A 14,766-nucleotide genomic window follows, 5' to 3' on the forward strand; every position below is an offset into this window, starting at 1 on the left:
TTTCTCCTAACCGATGCTCAGACGTTTGATAGATTTACGTTTACCGTAAGCAATTTGTACCAGCGCACGCGTTACCAAAATCGCGGTAAATAGCGAGCTGACAATACCAATCGCTAAGGTGATCGCAAAGCCTTTAATCGGACCTGTACCAATCGCAAATAATATAAAGGCGACCAATAAGGTAGTGATGTTGGCATCGAAGATACTACTAAAGGCGCGATCAAAACCCGCCACAATGGCAGATTTTGGCCGGACGCCATTTGCCAGCTCCTCACGTATCCGCTCAAAAATCAGCACGTTGGCATCGACCGCCATACCGATGGTTAAGACGATACCGGCAATACCGGGTAGGGTCAGTGATGAGCCTAAAATTGACATAATAGCGATGATGATAATGACGTTAATCGCTAGCGCCACGTTGGCAATGACCCCAAACAGACGATAGAAAATAATCATGAACGCAAAAACTAACAAGTAACCAACTTGCGTAGAGAAGAGACCTTTATCGATATTTTCTTGACCCAGTGAAGGACCAATAGTGCGTTCTTCTACAAAGTACATCGGTGCGGCTAATGCGCCTGAACGTAGGAGTAGTGCAAGCTCTGCCGCTTCTGCGCTACTATCAAGACCAGTAATGCGGAAAGAGGAGCCGAGTACCGCTTGAATATTAGCGCGATTGATGACTTTGGTTTCAGCATAAGGCGTACGTACTTCGACCGTTTCGCCAGTAGCTGAGTCTTCTTCGTAAGTGATTCTTTGCTTATTTTCAATGAATAGGACGGCCATTTGCTTACCAACAGCAGTACGTGTGGCGGTTTGCATCAGCTTACCGCCAGCACTATCCAGCGTAATACTTACTTCAGGTGAGCCGCTCTCATCAATACCCGTCTGTGCATTAGTGACTTTATCACCTGTGACGATAGATTGACGCTCTAACAATACCGGTGGACCATCAAGCGTCTCAAACGGGAATGCTTCGGTACCAGCAGGAGGAATGCCACCCGTGTAGTTTTCACTGTCCTCAGCCACCATACGGAACTCAAGGTTCGCTGTGCGCCCAAGGACTCGTTTTGCTTCCGCGGTATCTTGTACACCAGGTAATTCAACGACGATACGACTCGCGCCTTGTGATTGTACCAAGGCCTCCGTGACGCCAAGTTCAGCAATACGATTGCGTAGGGTTGTTAAGTTTTGATTAACCGCATAGCTATTGATTTCGTCTAGCGTTGCATCGTTGTACACCAAAATCAGGGCAGGGCCTTGGTCATCAATAGAAGACTGTAGACTAAAAGTATTGCTCATCGAGCCTTGCAAGACATTTTGTGCACGATTACGGGTGTCTGTATCGGCGAAATGTAGCACGATGCCTTGGTTTTCAGTTTTGATGCCTTTAATAGCAATACGTTCAGCCCGCAGGTCACGGCGTACATCACGGCTGGCACTGGTCAGGCGTTGATCGAGAGCCTTATCCATGTCAACTTCTAGCACAAAACGCACACCACCACGTAAATCAAGACCGAGCTTCATCGGTCTAGCACCGATATCACGTAGCCATTGCGGGGTTGTCTGCGCTAAGTTGAGCGCGACCACATAGTCCTCGCCCAAGTTCTGACGCAGTACTTCCTGTGCTTTGAGCTGATCGACTGGGTTATCAAGACGTACCAGCGCGCTGTTGCCCTCAAAGGTGCCGTCATGATTGTTCAAACCAGCGTCTTCGAGTAAGCTTTGAGACTGGGTCAAGATACCATCAGACAGCTGCGTACCTGCTGCTGCACTAGTAATCTGTACCGCAGGTTCATCAGGATAGAGGTTAGGAGCAGCATACAGACCGGCAATAATTAGCACGACGGTAATAAGTAAGTATTTCCAAGCGGGATATTGCATAATCACTTCTTTAAGTTGATAAACTATTGGCGACGCAGGCCACAAGTTAGCAGATGGGAAGTTAGTGAGAGCAATGGTTGAGTGCTTATTTAGCAGCCGTCATGATGCACCATTGCGATCATCCGCGATGATAATAAAACGTAAAAAGGTAAAGCGAAAAGTGACCGTAAATCAGATACGGTCACTTTTATAGCGGTTGCTTTTATAGCTATGACAACTATTCATTAATTATTATCAAAGCTATTGACAATAATTAGACGCTTTCGATAGTGCCAGCTGGCAATACTGAAATAACAGAAGCACGCTGTACTTTGATATCTGTATTATTGTTTAAGCTAACGACTGCATAATCGCCTTCTAATGCTTTGATACGACCCATTAGTCCACCAGCAAAGATGATTTCACTACCGACTGTCAACGCATTGACCATAGCACGGTGTTCTTTAGTGCGCTTAGATTGAGGACGGATCACTAAGAAGTAAAAAATTGCAAAAAAAGCAACAGGTAATAAGATTTGACCAAATAGTGATGCAGCACCGGCAGTTTCGGCAGCATGGGCCGCTTGGATAAATAACAACATAATCTCTCTCAGTGAGTCATAGATAATAATAAATTAAACGCATAGTAACAAAAAATCCTAGACTTGGTAACTGTTAATCATAGGCTGAGGATGTTTTTCTTAACGTACTGGCATACTAGCAGTCAATATTTATCCCTACAATCTCTTTGGTGTATAAAATAGGGTGTTGTGAAGTGGAGACTGACTTGGAATATCTAAGGGTTAAATTCATGCAAACTATGCCTCAGTACCATCAGAATTATGCAATATAATAAGTATGGTCAAGACAATACTATTAAAACTATCCATTTTAAGCACCCAGTTGCATTAAAACTATCCGCTTAAAAACAAATAGCGACTTATTGTGCATTCACATCATCAGTGCTACTATCAAAAGACAATGATTGCCTGTATTTAGTGCGCTCTACTATTAGGCTATAATTGTATCTAATAGAAGGTATGAGAGCAGCATTACTTGACCATTTAGCACTATCCAGTTTTTTATCATAGATGGTTTGCTGTCTGATGTAGTCTGCTAATTATCTTTTTCGATTCCTTTTTTCTCTTTTATGTTTAGGTTACCTAACTTGTCCACCACTTTTATGTTTATACCTCGTTTGTGTCGTCCACGCGCTTGTCGTAAAGACGTCTCTGCTGAACCTCCCCCGACGATGCGCCATAACCCTCGCTTAGGCTTGGGCTTCAAGTCGTTGTCTCTGCTAACTGTATTGACAACTTTTATGTTGCCACAAGCGGTATGGGCGGCTGAGGGCTTAGCAGAACCGACTGCTGCCAGTGTACTGCTGCTCATATTGTTTGTGCTGATCGCTATTGGCATCTCGTTTATTTGCTCTCTGGCTGAATCTGTTTTGCTGAGCATGACGCCTTCATATATTGCAGATATTCAAGAAAACAATCCCAAAAAAGGGCAAATGCTTAAACAGCTAAAAGTTGACAATATCGATCAGTCGCTAGCAGCTATTTTGACCTTGAATACCGCCGCTCATACACTCGGCTCTATTGGCGCTGGTGCACAGGCCACCATCGTATTTGGTAGTACGTGGTTTGGTGTCTTTTCGGCAATTATGACTTTGGCTATTTTGATATTCTCTGAAATTATTCCAAAAACCTTGGGAACGATGTATTGGCGCCGTTTAAGCGGCTTAGTTGCTTACTTTGTGCGCACGATAATTGTTGCACTCTACCCAGTCATTTGGTTTTCGGAGCGTCTGACTAAGCTACTGGTACGTGGTAAAGAGACCAATGTGTTTAGCCGTCGTGAGTTTGCTGCGCTTGCTAGTATCGGTGAAGAGTCTGGACAGATCGACCCACTAGAATCTCGAATTATTCGCAATTTACTCGCATTTGGTGCTATTAAAGTCGAAGATATCATGACGCCGCGTTCGGTGATGTTGGCGTTTGAAGAAAACAAAACCGTGGCTGAATTGCTGGTTGATCGTCCTAAACTGACTTTTTCACGATTGCCGATTTATGATGGTGACTTGGACAATATTACCGGCTTTGTCTTAAAAACAGATATGTTGTTGGCGAAAGTCAATCATGCTATGCATAAGCCGTTGACCCAATTTAAACGAGACATCACCTTTGTATTTTCAAAGATGAAGTTGTTTGATTTATTGGAGCTCATGCTAAAAAATCGTATTCATATCGCCATTACCGTGGGTGAGTACGGTGAAGTAAAAGGCTTGGTCACCTTAGAAGACGTGTTTGAAACGTTATTGGGTCTTGAGATTGTGGATGAGATAGACCGCGTTGAAGACATGCAGGCGTTAGCACGGCAAATGATGGACAGACGCGTAGAGCGTTTGGGCATGAAACTGAGCGATGATGAGCAGTATGAAGACAGTAATACAGAGAGTAAGTTATAGCGTTGTCATTGATGCGCCAGACATTGGGCTTCTGAGTCATGACAGTACAGTTGACGTATGGTCAGTGCTTTAGAGCAATAAGTGCTGTAGGGTAATAAAGGTGTAAGGCGTTCATAGTAAAATGATATTCGCAATAATTACACAGGGTGTCACATGGCTGTGAGAATTGAGTGATAGGCTAAAATCACTAACAAAGTATGCTGTTAAAAGTTTTAAGCAAACGCGTTAATAAAAGGTTAGCGTCCAGCGGGGCGTTATATTTGTCATATCTTTTTATATTGAACTGACTATAGCCATCTATAATTAAATAGTAAACAGGTGCTAAACGTCAATTAATGCCAACGACAACAACGAAAACGGTATCGTTAAGGATTATCATGAAACGACTATGGGGAAAAGGGCTGTTGGCTCTATTGCTAAAAAGTGCTGGCGCAACAGCAGTGGTTGCTGTGGCAAGCACAGTAAGCATCACTGCGCAAGCCGCGACCATGACCGAAGATTTGGTACAAAGCTATGCAGCAGCCATGAAGTCATCAGCGAATAATAAAAGCATCAATCAAGTCGCCGGTCTTGTCTCTGACGATGCGCTGATTTCATTATCAAGAAAAGGTAAGTCTACCAGCTTAGACAAAGATGCCTACTTGAAACTACTGCAAAACAGTTGGAATGACACGTCCAATTATCGTTACGATATTTCTGTAGATAACGTTGTCATCACTGGTAATCAGGCCAAGGCTAATGTTACGACCAATGAAAGCTGGGTAAAAGACGGTCGCAATGTGTCGTTTGTCACTACCTCGCGAGTGACTTTGACGTTGTCTACTGGCAATGCAGTTCTGCTACGCGCTGTATCACAAGTGGCTATTAATTAAGGATTCAGTACTTATAATCAGTAGTTAGGGCTTAGCGTGCATGTTCAGCACTGAGCTATAAAAAAGATGATAATTATTCAAAGCTATATTAGCTACCAGCTCGAACGTGCAATTTTTATGTACGTTTAGCATGTCGTTGTAACTTCTAGAGTAATGGCTGATTATTATCTTTTATATTAGGCTAGTCTTTGCTTAACATTGCATACTATACTAGCCATCAATATTATCTTATCAATTCTTGTCGTTAGGAAACTTCCAATACCATGTCTACTGTGCTCTCAAACTCTCGCTCATTTATTGCCTTACCATTGACGCTTGCGGTAACGACTTTACTTATCAGTGCTTGTAGTAATACGTCAGCGGTGAAAAATAAGGGCATGACCAACAGCTCAGCTGTGGTTACCAAACGTCCTACCAATCAAGTCGCTAACCCAAGCACTAATGCTGATTATTCAACGGCATTTTTGGATGCTGAAAGCTTAGATGAGCTTGCGGATTTGTTAGAAGCGACCGATATGACGATGGTTGAAGGCAATAAGCTTGCTATTCAACAATACGGGGACTTATGGAATCGCCTACGTGCGGGCTATCGTATGAATGGTGGTCAGCCTGTTTATAACCAGCGTATCGAAGGGCAGAAGGGTTGGTTTACTAGCAGACAGGACTATCTAAATCGCTTAACGGCGCGTGCCAGTCGCTATCTATACCATACCGTACGAGAAGCTGAGCGTCGTAATATTCCCACTGAGCTTGCGTTACTGCCCGTGATTGAGAGCTCCTATGATCCAAGTGGTACCAGTAGTGCTGCTGCCGCAGGTCTATGGCAGTTCATTCCGAGTACGGGTCGTATTTATGGTCTCAATCAAAGCAGTAGTTATGATGGTCGCCGTGATGTCATCGAATCAACACGCGCTGCTTATGACTTTTTAACAGCTCTACACAATCAATTTGGTAGTTGGGAGCTGGCATTAGCCGCTTATAATGCTGGCCCTGGTCGTGTGCAAAAAGCAATCGATGCCAATGCGGCTCGCGGTTTACCAACTGACTATTGGTCACTCAGATTACCGACTGAGACCATGAACTATGTACCGCGCTTTTTGGCAGTGGCTGAAATTGTGGCCAAACCTGAGCAATATGGCGTTTATCTGCCCGCTATCGCCAACCGCCAGCATTTCCGTAGTGTGCCAGTGAATTATGGCGTTAGCTTAACCGAAGTATCGCAAGTGACAGGCGTCAGTTACGACGAACTAGAAAGGCTGAATACTGCCCTGACGTCAGCCCGTGTGGATTCCTCAGGTCCGCAGCGTATTATCATTCCGAATGATGTGAGTCTCAATACTGATGCAAAATTAAGCTCGTTAAGAGGCAACGGTAGTAGCAATGTCATCGCTACTAGCAACACGAATCCTAATGCACCAACGACACCAAGCTACAATAGCAAGCCCTATACGGGAACGTCATTGCCTTCTACAGGCAGTGCGCTTGCGGATTATGCGGCGAGTGCCAGTGTGCCTCAGCAAACGACCAGTTATATTTCACCATCAGTCACGCCGACGAGCAGCTCTGTCTATAGTAACAATACTGTGCGTACTGAGCCGCCTTTGACCACGGCAGAAACCAACAAAATCAACGCGGAGCTCAAAAGTAGCAATAGTCTACCAACCACCTCTGCACAGATCACCCAAAACAACACTATTGTCCAAGAGCCACCGCTAAGCAAAGAAGAGCGCGACTTTATTGCCAATCAAATTCGAAGCAATACTGCTGAGACCAATGTCATCAATGCGGATGGTAATATCAATCTTTCTGCAGTACAGACACAGCAGTCTATTCTAGAAGCACGCGGTGAAGAGAAAAAGCTGAGTTTTCCAAAGACATCAGTCAGTAAGCCAAAACCACAAGGCACACGTACCACTTATACGGTAAAACGTGGTGACACTTTATCAAATATCGCCAGTCGCGCTGATGTTAGCTGGCGTGATATCGCTGAATGGAATCAAATAGATGCCAGCGCTAAGCTATTGTCTGGCAGTACGTTATACTTGTATAGTGCCAAAACTATTGAGCCATTAAGCAGCAGTAGCGCCACCGCAGCAAGCCAGCCTGAGAGTTATGTGGTACAAGGTGGCGACACCCTAATTGGTACGGCCAACCGCTTTGGTTTGTCTGTGACACAGTTAGCAAGCTACAATAACTTAAGCAGCCGTGCTGACTTACTTAGAGGTCAAAAGTTGTGGTTGATACCAGGTAAGGTGACCGCTCCAGCAAGCACACCTGCTGCGCCATCGACTAAACCAAGTAAGTCGTCGACTGCGACCAAAAACTATAAAGTGAAAGCAGGTGATGGGCTAATTGCCCTAGCACGCCAATTTAACATCTCAACTGAAACCTTGGCGAGCCTTAATAACATTGGCACGACTGATTCATTGTATGTGGGTCAGACACTGAAAGTACCGGCCAGCGTTGACTTTAATTCTACTAGTAACAGCACTAGTGCCAGTAGTTCAACGAGTAGCGCAAGCTCTTCAGTATCAACGACCAACTATAAAGTAAAATCAGGTGATACCTTGATTGGCATTGCGAATAGTGTGGGGGTCAGTGCGGCAGAGTTGGCTGCGGTCAATAGCAGTTTTGATGCTAAGGCACGTCTACAACGCGGTCAAACGATTAAAATCCCAGCGTCTAAAGAGTTGGTTGATCGTCAGTTGAATGATAAGTCGGTCAGTTATAAAGTGAAATCAGGGGATACCTTAACGGGTGTCGCTCAACGTTACAATATCGGCCTGGGTGATTTGGCAGCAGCCAATAATTTAAAAACCAACTCCAATTTGATATTGGGTCGCACCATTACCATTCCTGCTAGCGGTAGCGCTCCTGTTACTTCTACTAGCAGCAATCAAAGCAGTAGCAGTTCTGCCAGTACTACGGCTAGTACAGCAAGTAGTAATGGCAAAAAACTGGGCGACACTGAAAGCTATAAAGTGAAATCAGGCGATGGTTTAATCGCGCTGGCGCGTCAGTTTGGCGTTTCAGTCGAAGATTTGGCGGCGACCAATGATCTTGCGACCAATGCTCAGCTACAACGTGGACAAACCATCAAAGTGCCTAAAGTGACAGTAAGCTATACGGTTGGTTCAGGGGATAGCTTGATTGGTTTGGCTCGTAAATATGGGGTATCAACGCAAGAGCTGGCTGATATGAATAAAATAAAAGCCGACACCATGCTACAGCGCGGTCAGCGTTTGACTGTCCCCAACCGTTGATTTTAAAGAAGCTCTAACCAAAAAAGCTGCTCTATATAAGAGCAGCTTTTTTTTGTCTATTTTAGGATGGGACAATGGACATAAATAGTTACGAGATAAAACTATTGCTCAAGTTGTGCCATGACGTCAGCAGAGAAATTCACATTGCTATAAACTTCTTGTACGTCATCGATGTCTTCTAGCATATCAATCATTTTCATAACTTTTTCGGCATCATCCACATTGTCTATCTCAGCAGTGGTTGAGGGTGACATGGTCACTTCCGCATTGTCAGAGATGAGACCTGCAGCATTAAGCGCATCTTTGACTTGACCGAAAGTTTCCCATTCGGTGATGACCAGCAAGCTGTCGCCATCATTTTCGATATCAAGCGCACCAGCATCTAGGGCAACCAACATCACTTCGTCTTCTAAGCTTGTATCATTAAAAGTGATTTCACCGCGTTTAGTAAACAGATAGGCCACTGAGCCTGAGGTGCCAAGATTACCCTCATGTTTGGTAAACGCGTGGCGTACTTCGCTGACGGTACGGTTGAGGTTGTCAGTCATGGTTTCGACCAGCACCGCCACACCGCCAACGCCATAGCCTTCGTAGCTGACTTCTTCCATGTTTTCGTTATCACCGCCGCCCGTACCGCGATCGACAGCACGGTTGATCGTGTCGCGGGTCATATTGACTGATAATGCTTTTTCAATAACGGCACGCAAGCGTGGGTTTTTGTCAGGGTCGGGGTCACCTTGCTTGGCAGCAGAAACAATTTCACGAATAATCTTGGTAAATACTTTACCTTTTACCGCATCTTGACGGGCTTTACGGTGTTTAATATTTGCCCATTTTGAATGGCCTGCCATATGACATCCTTAAATTTTTACGTGGTATTTATGGTGTGAATAAAAAGAGTATGAATGATGGTTTTTGACACTTAACGAGCTATTTTTATTATATGATTGACCTGTTTTTCTAAGGTGATTGGCTTACTTACAAGTTAACAATTTGTATGTCGTTAGCAGTGCTTTTTTGCTACACTATTATTCTTTGTATTATGGCTACCTATATAACTGTCTATCAAACCTGATAATAGCTATTGGTACTCATAAGCTGTCGCGTATTATAAACCACTTTTGCGCATTTTGACCAATCTTAGCTTGTTCCTGCTAGCCTAAATCGTTCGGTTTTTTAAAACCATTGATCTTGTGACTCTATTGACTCTATGAAGCAACCAAATAACGAAGCTATTACTCACTTGCGTAACCGCATTCATATCATTGTCGAAGGCACAGATACCCGTATGGGTAAGCTTTTCGATGTTGTATTATTGATAGCGATTTTGACCAGTGTTGGTGTTGTGATGCTGGATAGTGTGTTATATATGCGTTTGCAATATGGTACGCTGTTTTTCTATGCAGAATGGTTTTTTACCATTTTATTTACCATTGAGTATGCTTTACGCTGGTTTTCAGCACCCAATCGTTTTCGCTACGTTTTTAGTTTTTTTGGAATAGTAGATTTATTATCCGTTTTACCCAGTTATTTAAGTCTATTGTTCGTGGGCGTACAGTACTTATTGGTCATACGTATTTTACGTATTTTGCGGATCTTTCGCGTACTCAAACTTAAAGCCTATATGCAACAAGCAGGCTTCTTGGCCTCGGCACTTAGAACCAGTCAGCAAAAAATCACCGTGTTTTTCTTATCACTGGTTTTACTGGTAACAATTTTTGGCTCGATTATTTATGTGGTAGAAGGTCCCGAAAACGGCTTTACCAGTATTCCGCTTTCTATCTATTGGGCAGTCGTTACCATGACCACGGTCGGTTACGGTGACATGTCACCTAAAACACCGTTAGGTCAAGCGATTGCGAGCATGGTCATGATTACGGGTTATTCGATCATTGCGGTACCAACGGGTATTTTTACCTCTGAGCTGGCTCGGAATATGCGCCCACAACTCAATCCAATCACCTGCCCGAATTGCGGAAAATTTGGCCATGCAGTCAGTGCCACTTTTTGTGATCGCTGCGGCCATGCATTGCACGTGTAATGTACACTCGTTTTTCTAATTAGGTCAACTAATTGGTTATATACTGAGCAACCAGCGGTGACAGATCGATCTCGACACCCAAATTGACCAAGTTCCAATATTGTCCTGATACGGTTCGATCCAGCATCATCGTCGTGGCTGAAGGTTGAAATTGCCCAAAGTATTTTAATGAGGTGCGCATTTGGCTGATTGCTTCGTGATGAACTTGGCTGCTGCCAAAATCAAAAGCCCCTTCTTGATAAGGTGCAATGGAGAGCGGCTTCATCCCAATAGCCAGCCACTTTTCATAGAATTCACCTGGCACATTTTTATCATCCTCACGGCGAATATCAAGAGCGATTAAGTCTTGCTCGAGTGCGGTGACATCACCTTTGACAGCATGCTGCGCAAAGCGGCGAAACAGTTGAACCTCACTATGGCTATAGCTGCGAATGCCGCCAAAGTCGTAAGCCACGACACTGCCGTCATGACGAAACGCAAAGTTACCGGGGTGGGGATCACAGTGCATGCGGTATAAGCCAAACAGTTGGCCGGCAGTAAAATGAAATAGACGCTCAGCGATTTTCTGTTTAATCTCATTATCCCACGTTGCAGCGACTGTCAACGTTTCACCCATCTCTTCCGTCAACGTCAAAATTCGCCTAGTAGAATGGCTATTGACGACTTTAGGGATAATAAGCCCTTCGTCCTCAGCATGAAAAGCACCAAAGACCTGTAGGTTGTGGGCTTCTTTGACATAGTCCAATTCATCGTGCAAGCTTTGGCGAATCTCGTTAAAGAGTTGCTCTTGTAATTGCTTGCTCATGTTTAGAACGCCAGCGATTTTCAGTGCCATACGGACTTGCTTGAGATCGCTATCACAGTTTTCATCCACGTCGGGGTACTGTACTTTGACGACGACTTTTTGCCCAGAAGGTAAAATAGCCTTGTGCACTTGTCCAATGGAAGCGGCGGCAAATGGTGTTTCTTCAAACACGGTAAATAGCTGATCGACAGGGGATTTGAGCTCACGTTCGATTTGTGCCCGTATTTGCGCATAAGGCATGGGCGGTGCATCTTTTTGCAGCTTCTCTAAAGCGGTCGCCACTTCAGGGGGAAACACGTCTTTATATTGTGAGGCAATTTGTCCCACTTTCATCACTGCGCCTTTCATCTCACCAAGCGTTTCGGCTATTTGAATACCCACATCTTGCATCAATTCTGAGCGTGCCTGCAGACGTTTTTCTTCGTCACTTGAGAGGTGCCTTAATGAGTTTTTAGCTGCTTTTCCAGCAATACTGGCTGTCATACCAGCCAGTTTCATAAAGCGTTTTCCGGACGATTTTGCCATTCATATCACCATGCAGGGGTTTATTTATCAAACCATAATTTTATTATTTTGAGTAAGCAATTGCTGTTTGACTCGTGTGCTAAAGATAAGGTTGTCTTGCGCGAATGAGTTTTTTCTTTCTGTATGATTTGCTCAATATATTTGAGCAACTTTACTATAAATATCCACCATAAAGCATTAGTCGGTCAGGTTTATCGCATACATATTAGTCAGCCAATAATCCAATGCCATCTGATAGCCCCTATGTCCTAAGCCACAAATGACGCCTGTTGCAATATCGCTTAAATAAGAATGCTGCCGAAAGGCTTCACGGGCGTGCACATTAGACAGATGCACCTCGATAAAGGGTTTTTGTGTGGCCAATAACGCATCGCGTAGGGCAACCGAAGTGTGAGTGAATGCAGCAGGATTGATAATGATGGCGTCTACTTGTGCCGCTCTATCTGCCAGCAATCCGTAATGCTGAATATCATCAACGAGCTTACCTTCGTGATTTGATTGTATGCAAATCAGCTTAACACCATAATTGGCCGCGCGGTCAATTAAGTGCTGCTCAATATCAGCCAGCGTCATATGACCATAAATATCCGGCTCACGCTTGCCCAGTAAATTGAGATTGACCCCATTAACCAATAATAATTTATGGGTTAACACTATTTCTGTTGATTGACCAGCAGGTTCTGATGTCGCTGCTGACTTAGAAGAGGTCGTCATAATGCTCTCTATCGCTATTGGATGGTATGGATAATTGATAACTTAATAATCAGTAGTAGGGTTAAAAAATTAAGAAACGATGCGCTAAAACCAATCTTATTTCATTATGATAACAGCTTGCCAGTAAGGTTATAAAAAAATTACATGAAAAATCAATCTAAGTTTTAAAAACCATACTAAAAGTCTTTATGTTGCTAAAAACCCGTGCTATGATATTTTTTAAGCAATCTATATTACGAATTTGTTACTAGTGCTCTAACACCATCAATGCGAGCTTTATATAAGCCTTCTAACGTAAGTTATAGTGAATATAAAAGCTATTTTGGTATTAGTAAAAGGTAATGGCGAAACACTGCAATCTACAGGGTTCAGCTAAGTATATATTCAGACGATAGTGTTTAACGTAGTAAGGTTTAATTCTGATTTCACAATCTTAGACCCCGTTTATATGCAATGTTGCAAAGGAATTTGGGGCTAAGCGACTTTTTTAGGAAGTAAATTATGTCAGCTCGTGAGCAAGGTATCGTAAAGTGGTTTAATGACTCAAAAGGCTTTGGTTTCATTCAACGTGATAGCGGAGAAGATATTTTTGTCCATTTTCGTGCGATCCAAGGTGATGGTTATCGCTCTCTAAAAGATGGCGAAAAAGTTGAATTCAGCGTTGTCGAAGGTGATAAAGGCCTTCAAGCTGAAGAAGTCAGAAAAACAGAAGAGTAGTCGAGACAGTCATTAGCGCAGTTTAGTTGCAATGTCTGGATAAACTACTGATATACTACTGAGTCAAGCCCGTCTTATCTTACCTATGTTGATTTTAATTCATCATTATGGGTGAGGGTAGGCATCGGGTTTGGCTTTTTTATGCTTACCAATGCATGATTTTTATTGTTATTGGTAGCGATATACAGCGAGGCTAAGGCTTAGCATAAGCTTGTCACTGATTGAAAAATACAAGCAATTCATACAAAAGGATGATTTTTTGAGTAACTTCACAACGTTTACTGATTTACCACTCTCTGCACCGACCTTACGCGCGGTAAGTGATTTAGGTTTTACTGAATTGACCCCTATTCAAGCGCAGATATTACCGCACACCTTGGCAAATCAAGATGCTATCGGACAGGCACAAACTGGTACTGGTAAGACGGCAACGTTTTTGTTAACTATTATGGAAGCATTACTCAAGCGTCCTTTTACCAATGATGAAGAGCGCTATCTAGGTGAGCCACGTGCAGTGATCATGGCACCGACCCGTGAGCTTGCACAGCAGATATTTGACGATTGTATCGCTCTGACCAAATATACTTCGCTACACAGTGTTTGTATTATGGGTGGCACAAATTATGAAACCCAGCAGCACGAGCTTGACCGTCAATATGTTGATATTTTGGTGGCGACACCTGGTCGCCTGATTGATCTGGCCAATAAAGGTATGGTCTATTTGGATCGAGTAGAAGTGCTGGTACTAGATGAAGCAGATCGCATGCTGGATATGGGTTTTATTCCAGATATCAAGCGCTTGGTCGGTCGGATGCCTTCTAACACCGATCGCCAAAGTTTATTATTCTCTGCCACTTTCAACCAAGATGTGATGAACTTGGCGTATCGTTGGTTACATGAGCCGCAATTTGTTGAAATTGAGCCTGAGCATAAAACCAGTGAATTGGTCGATCAACACTTTTATCTATTAACAGAAGATCAAAAATTAGAAGCTTTGCAGCGTATTATCAGTGATGCCGCTGTCGATAAAGTCATTGTCTTTGCCAATCGCAAAGACCAAGTGAAGCGTCTCTATCACAAGTTGCGTCAAGGATACAAAATCGTGATGTTGTCAGGCGATGTCATTCAGCAAAAACGCGAAAAATACTTGCAGCGTTTTAAAGATGGTCATGCTTCTATCTTGGTCGCCACCGATGTCGCAGGGCGTGGTATTCATGTGGATGATATTAGCCACGTGGTCAATTATACCTTACCTGATCAGCCAGATGACTACGTACACCGCATTGGTCGTACGGGCCGTGCTGGACAGACTGGTATCAGTATTAGCTTCGTTAGCGAAGATGATGCTTTTAACTTGCCTGCATTAGAGAAGCACTTAGATACCAAGTTTACGCTTGAGCAATGGCAGGAGTAATTGACCTAACTTAGGCTTTATCTTGCTAGCTTTGTATGAATAAAAAAGCCCTTAACGTCATGATTGATGTTAAGGGCTTTTTT

11 protein-coding genes are annotated in these 14,766 nt (G+C 43.5%); 6 read left to right on the forward strand and 5 right to left on the reverse strand.

What is annotated here, in order from left to right; genetic code table 11:
* Positions 1 to 6: 6 nt before the first annotated feature.
* Together secD and yajC are read right to left on the reverse strand one after the other, a co-directional pair.
* Entirely contained in the window at positions 7 to 1,884 is a 1,878-nt protein-coding gene (gene secD / locus IE130_RS03385) for a protein translocase subunit SecD (RefSeq protein ID WP_189581664.1), read from the reverse strand.
* A 253-nt stretch (positions 1,885 to 2,137) separates the two neighbouring features.
* Positions 2,138 to 2,464 (reverse strand): preprotein translocase subunit YajC, encoded by a 327-nt coding sequence (yajC, locus tag IE130_RS03390; RefSeq protein WP_189581667.1) that lies wholly within the window; start codon positions 2,462 to 2,464, stop codon positions 2,138 to 2,140.
* A 581-nt stretch (positions 2,465 to 3,045) separates the two neighbouring features.
* On the opposite strand from yajC, the gene IE130_RS03395 reads away from it, so the two are divergent.
* The 3 genes from IE130_RS03395 to IE130_RS03405 all read left to right on the forward strand — a co-directional run bounded on the left by IE130_RS03395 (position 3,046) and on the right by IE130_RS03405 (position 8,467).
* Complete coding sequence (locus IE130_RS03395) at positions 3,046 to 4,332, forward strand: CNNM domain-containing protein (RefSeq protein WP_227676131.1); 1,287 nt, start codon at positions 3,046 to 3,048, stop codon at positions 4,330 to 4,332.
* A gap of 377 nt (positions 4,333 to 4,709) precedes the next feature.
* The gene (locus IE130_RS03400; RefSeq protein WP_189581670.1) at positions 4,710 to 5,204 is read left to right on the forward strand and encodes a hypothetical protein; all 495 of its coding nucleotides are present in this window, start codon (positions 4,710 to 4,712) and stop codon (positions 5,202 to 5,204) included.
* A 263-nt stretch (positions 5,205 to 5,467) separates the two neighbouring features.
* On the forward strand, positions 5,468 to 8,467 hold the full coding sequence (locus IE130_RS03405) for a LysM peptidoglycan-binding domain-containing protein (protein WP_189581673.1): 3,000 nt from the start codon (positions 5,468 to 5,470) through the stop codon (positions 8,465 to 8,467).
* Positions 8,468 to 8,568: 101 nt separating this feature from the next.
* Here the strand turns inward: IE130_RS03405 and IE130_RS03410 are convergent, their stop codons facing one another.
* Positions 8,569 to 9,318, reverse strand: a complete 750-nt coding sequence (locus tag IE130_RS03410; RefSeq protein WP_010198357.1) for a YebC/PmpR family DNA-binding transcriptional regulator — start codon at positions 9,316 to 9,318, stop codon at positions 8,569 to 8,571.
* A 359-nt stretch (positions 9,319 to 9,677) separates the two neighbouring features.
* Between IE130_RS03410 and IE130_RS03415 the strand changes: the two genes are divergently transcribed.
* Positions 9,678 to 10,508: an ion transporter gene (locus IE130_RS03415; protein ID WP_189581677.1), complete on the forward strand. Its 831-nt coding sequence runs from the start codon at positions 9,678 to 9,680 to the stop codon at positions 10,506 to 10,508.
* Positions 10,509 to 10,536: 28 nt separating this feature from the next.
* On the opposite strand, the gene IE130_RS03420 is transcribed toward IE130_RS03415, so the two are convergent.
* Together IE130_RS03420 and aroQ are read right to left on the reverse strand one after the other, a co-directional pair.
* Complete coding sequence (locus IE130_RS03420; RefSeq protein WP_189581680.1) at positions 10,537 to 11,838, reverse strand: ABC1 kinase family protein; 1,302 nt, start codon at positions 11,836 to 11,838, stop codon at positions 10,537 to 10,539.
* A gap of 177 nt (positions 11,839 to 12,015) precedes the next feature.
* Entirely contained in the window at positions 12,016 to 12,552 is a 537-nt protein-coding gene (gene aroQ, locus IE130_RS03425) for a type II 3-dehydroquinate dehydratase (protein ID WP_189581683.1), read from the reverse strand.
* A 501-nt stretch (positions 12,553 to 13,053) separates the two neighbouring features.
* Here aroQ and IE130_RS03430 point away from each other — a divergent pair.
* Positions 13,054 to 13,269: a cold-shock protein gene (locus tag IE130_RS03430; protein ID WP_010198374.1), complete on the forward strand. Its 216-nt coding sequence runs from the start codon at positions 13,054 to 13,056 to the stop codon at positions 13,267 to 13,269.
* A gap of 259 nt (positions 13,270 to 13,528) precedes the next feature.
* Positions 13,529 to 14,683, forward strand: a complete 1,155-nt coding sequence (locus IE130_RS03435) for a DEAD/DEAH box helicase (protein WP_189581688.1) — start codon at positions 13,529 to 13,531, stop codon at positions 14,681 to 14,683.
* Positions 14,684 to 14,766: the final 83 nt, after the last annotated feature.

The sequence above is a fragment of the Psychrobacter glaciei genome (assembly GCF_014652895.1).
Classification (GTDB): domain Bacteria; phylum Pseudomonadota; class Gammaproteobacteria; order Pseudomonadales; family Moraxellaceae; genus Psychrobacter; species Psychrobacter glaciei.

Coding starts and splice junctions, on each gene's coding strand:
- secD (WP_189581664.1), bottom strand. CDS start 1,884: ATGCAATATCCCGCTTGGAAATACTTACTTATTACCGTCGTGCTAATT.
- yajC (WP_189581667.1), bottom strand. CDS start 2,464: ATGTTGTTATTTATCCAAGCGGCCCATGCTGCCGAAACTGCCGGTGCT.
- IE130_RS03395 (WP_227676131.1), top strand. CDS start 3,046: ATGTTTATACCTCGTTTGTGTCGTCCACGCGCTTGTCGTAAAGACGTC.
- IE130_RS03400 (WP_189581670.1), top strand. CDS start 4,710: ATGAAACGACTATGGGGAAAAGGGCTGTTGGCTCTATTGCTAAAAAGT.
- IE130_RS03405 (WP_189581673.1), top strand. CDS start 5,468: ATGTCTACTGTGCTCTCAAACTCTCGCTCATTTATTGCCTTACCATTG.
- IE130_RS03410 (WP_010198357.1), bottom strand. CDS start 9,318: ATGGCAGGCCATTCAAAATGGGCAAATATTAAACACCGTAAAGCCCGT.
- IE130_RS03415 (WP_189581677.1), top strand. CDS start 9,678: ATGAAGCAACCAAATAACGAAGCTATTACTCACTTGCGTAACCGCATT.
- IE130_RS03420 (WP_189581680.1), bottom strand. CDS start 11,838: ATGGCAAAATCGTCCGGAAAACGCTTTATGAAACTGGCTGGTATGACA.
- aroQ (WP_189581683.1), bottom strand. CDS start 12,552: ATGACGACCTCTTCTAAGTCAGCAGCGACATCAGAACCTGCTGGTCAA.
- IE130_RS03430 (WP_010198374.1), top strand. CDS start 13,054: ATGTCAGCTCGTGAGCAAGGTATCGTAAAGTGGTTTAATGACTCAAAA.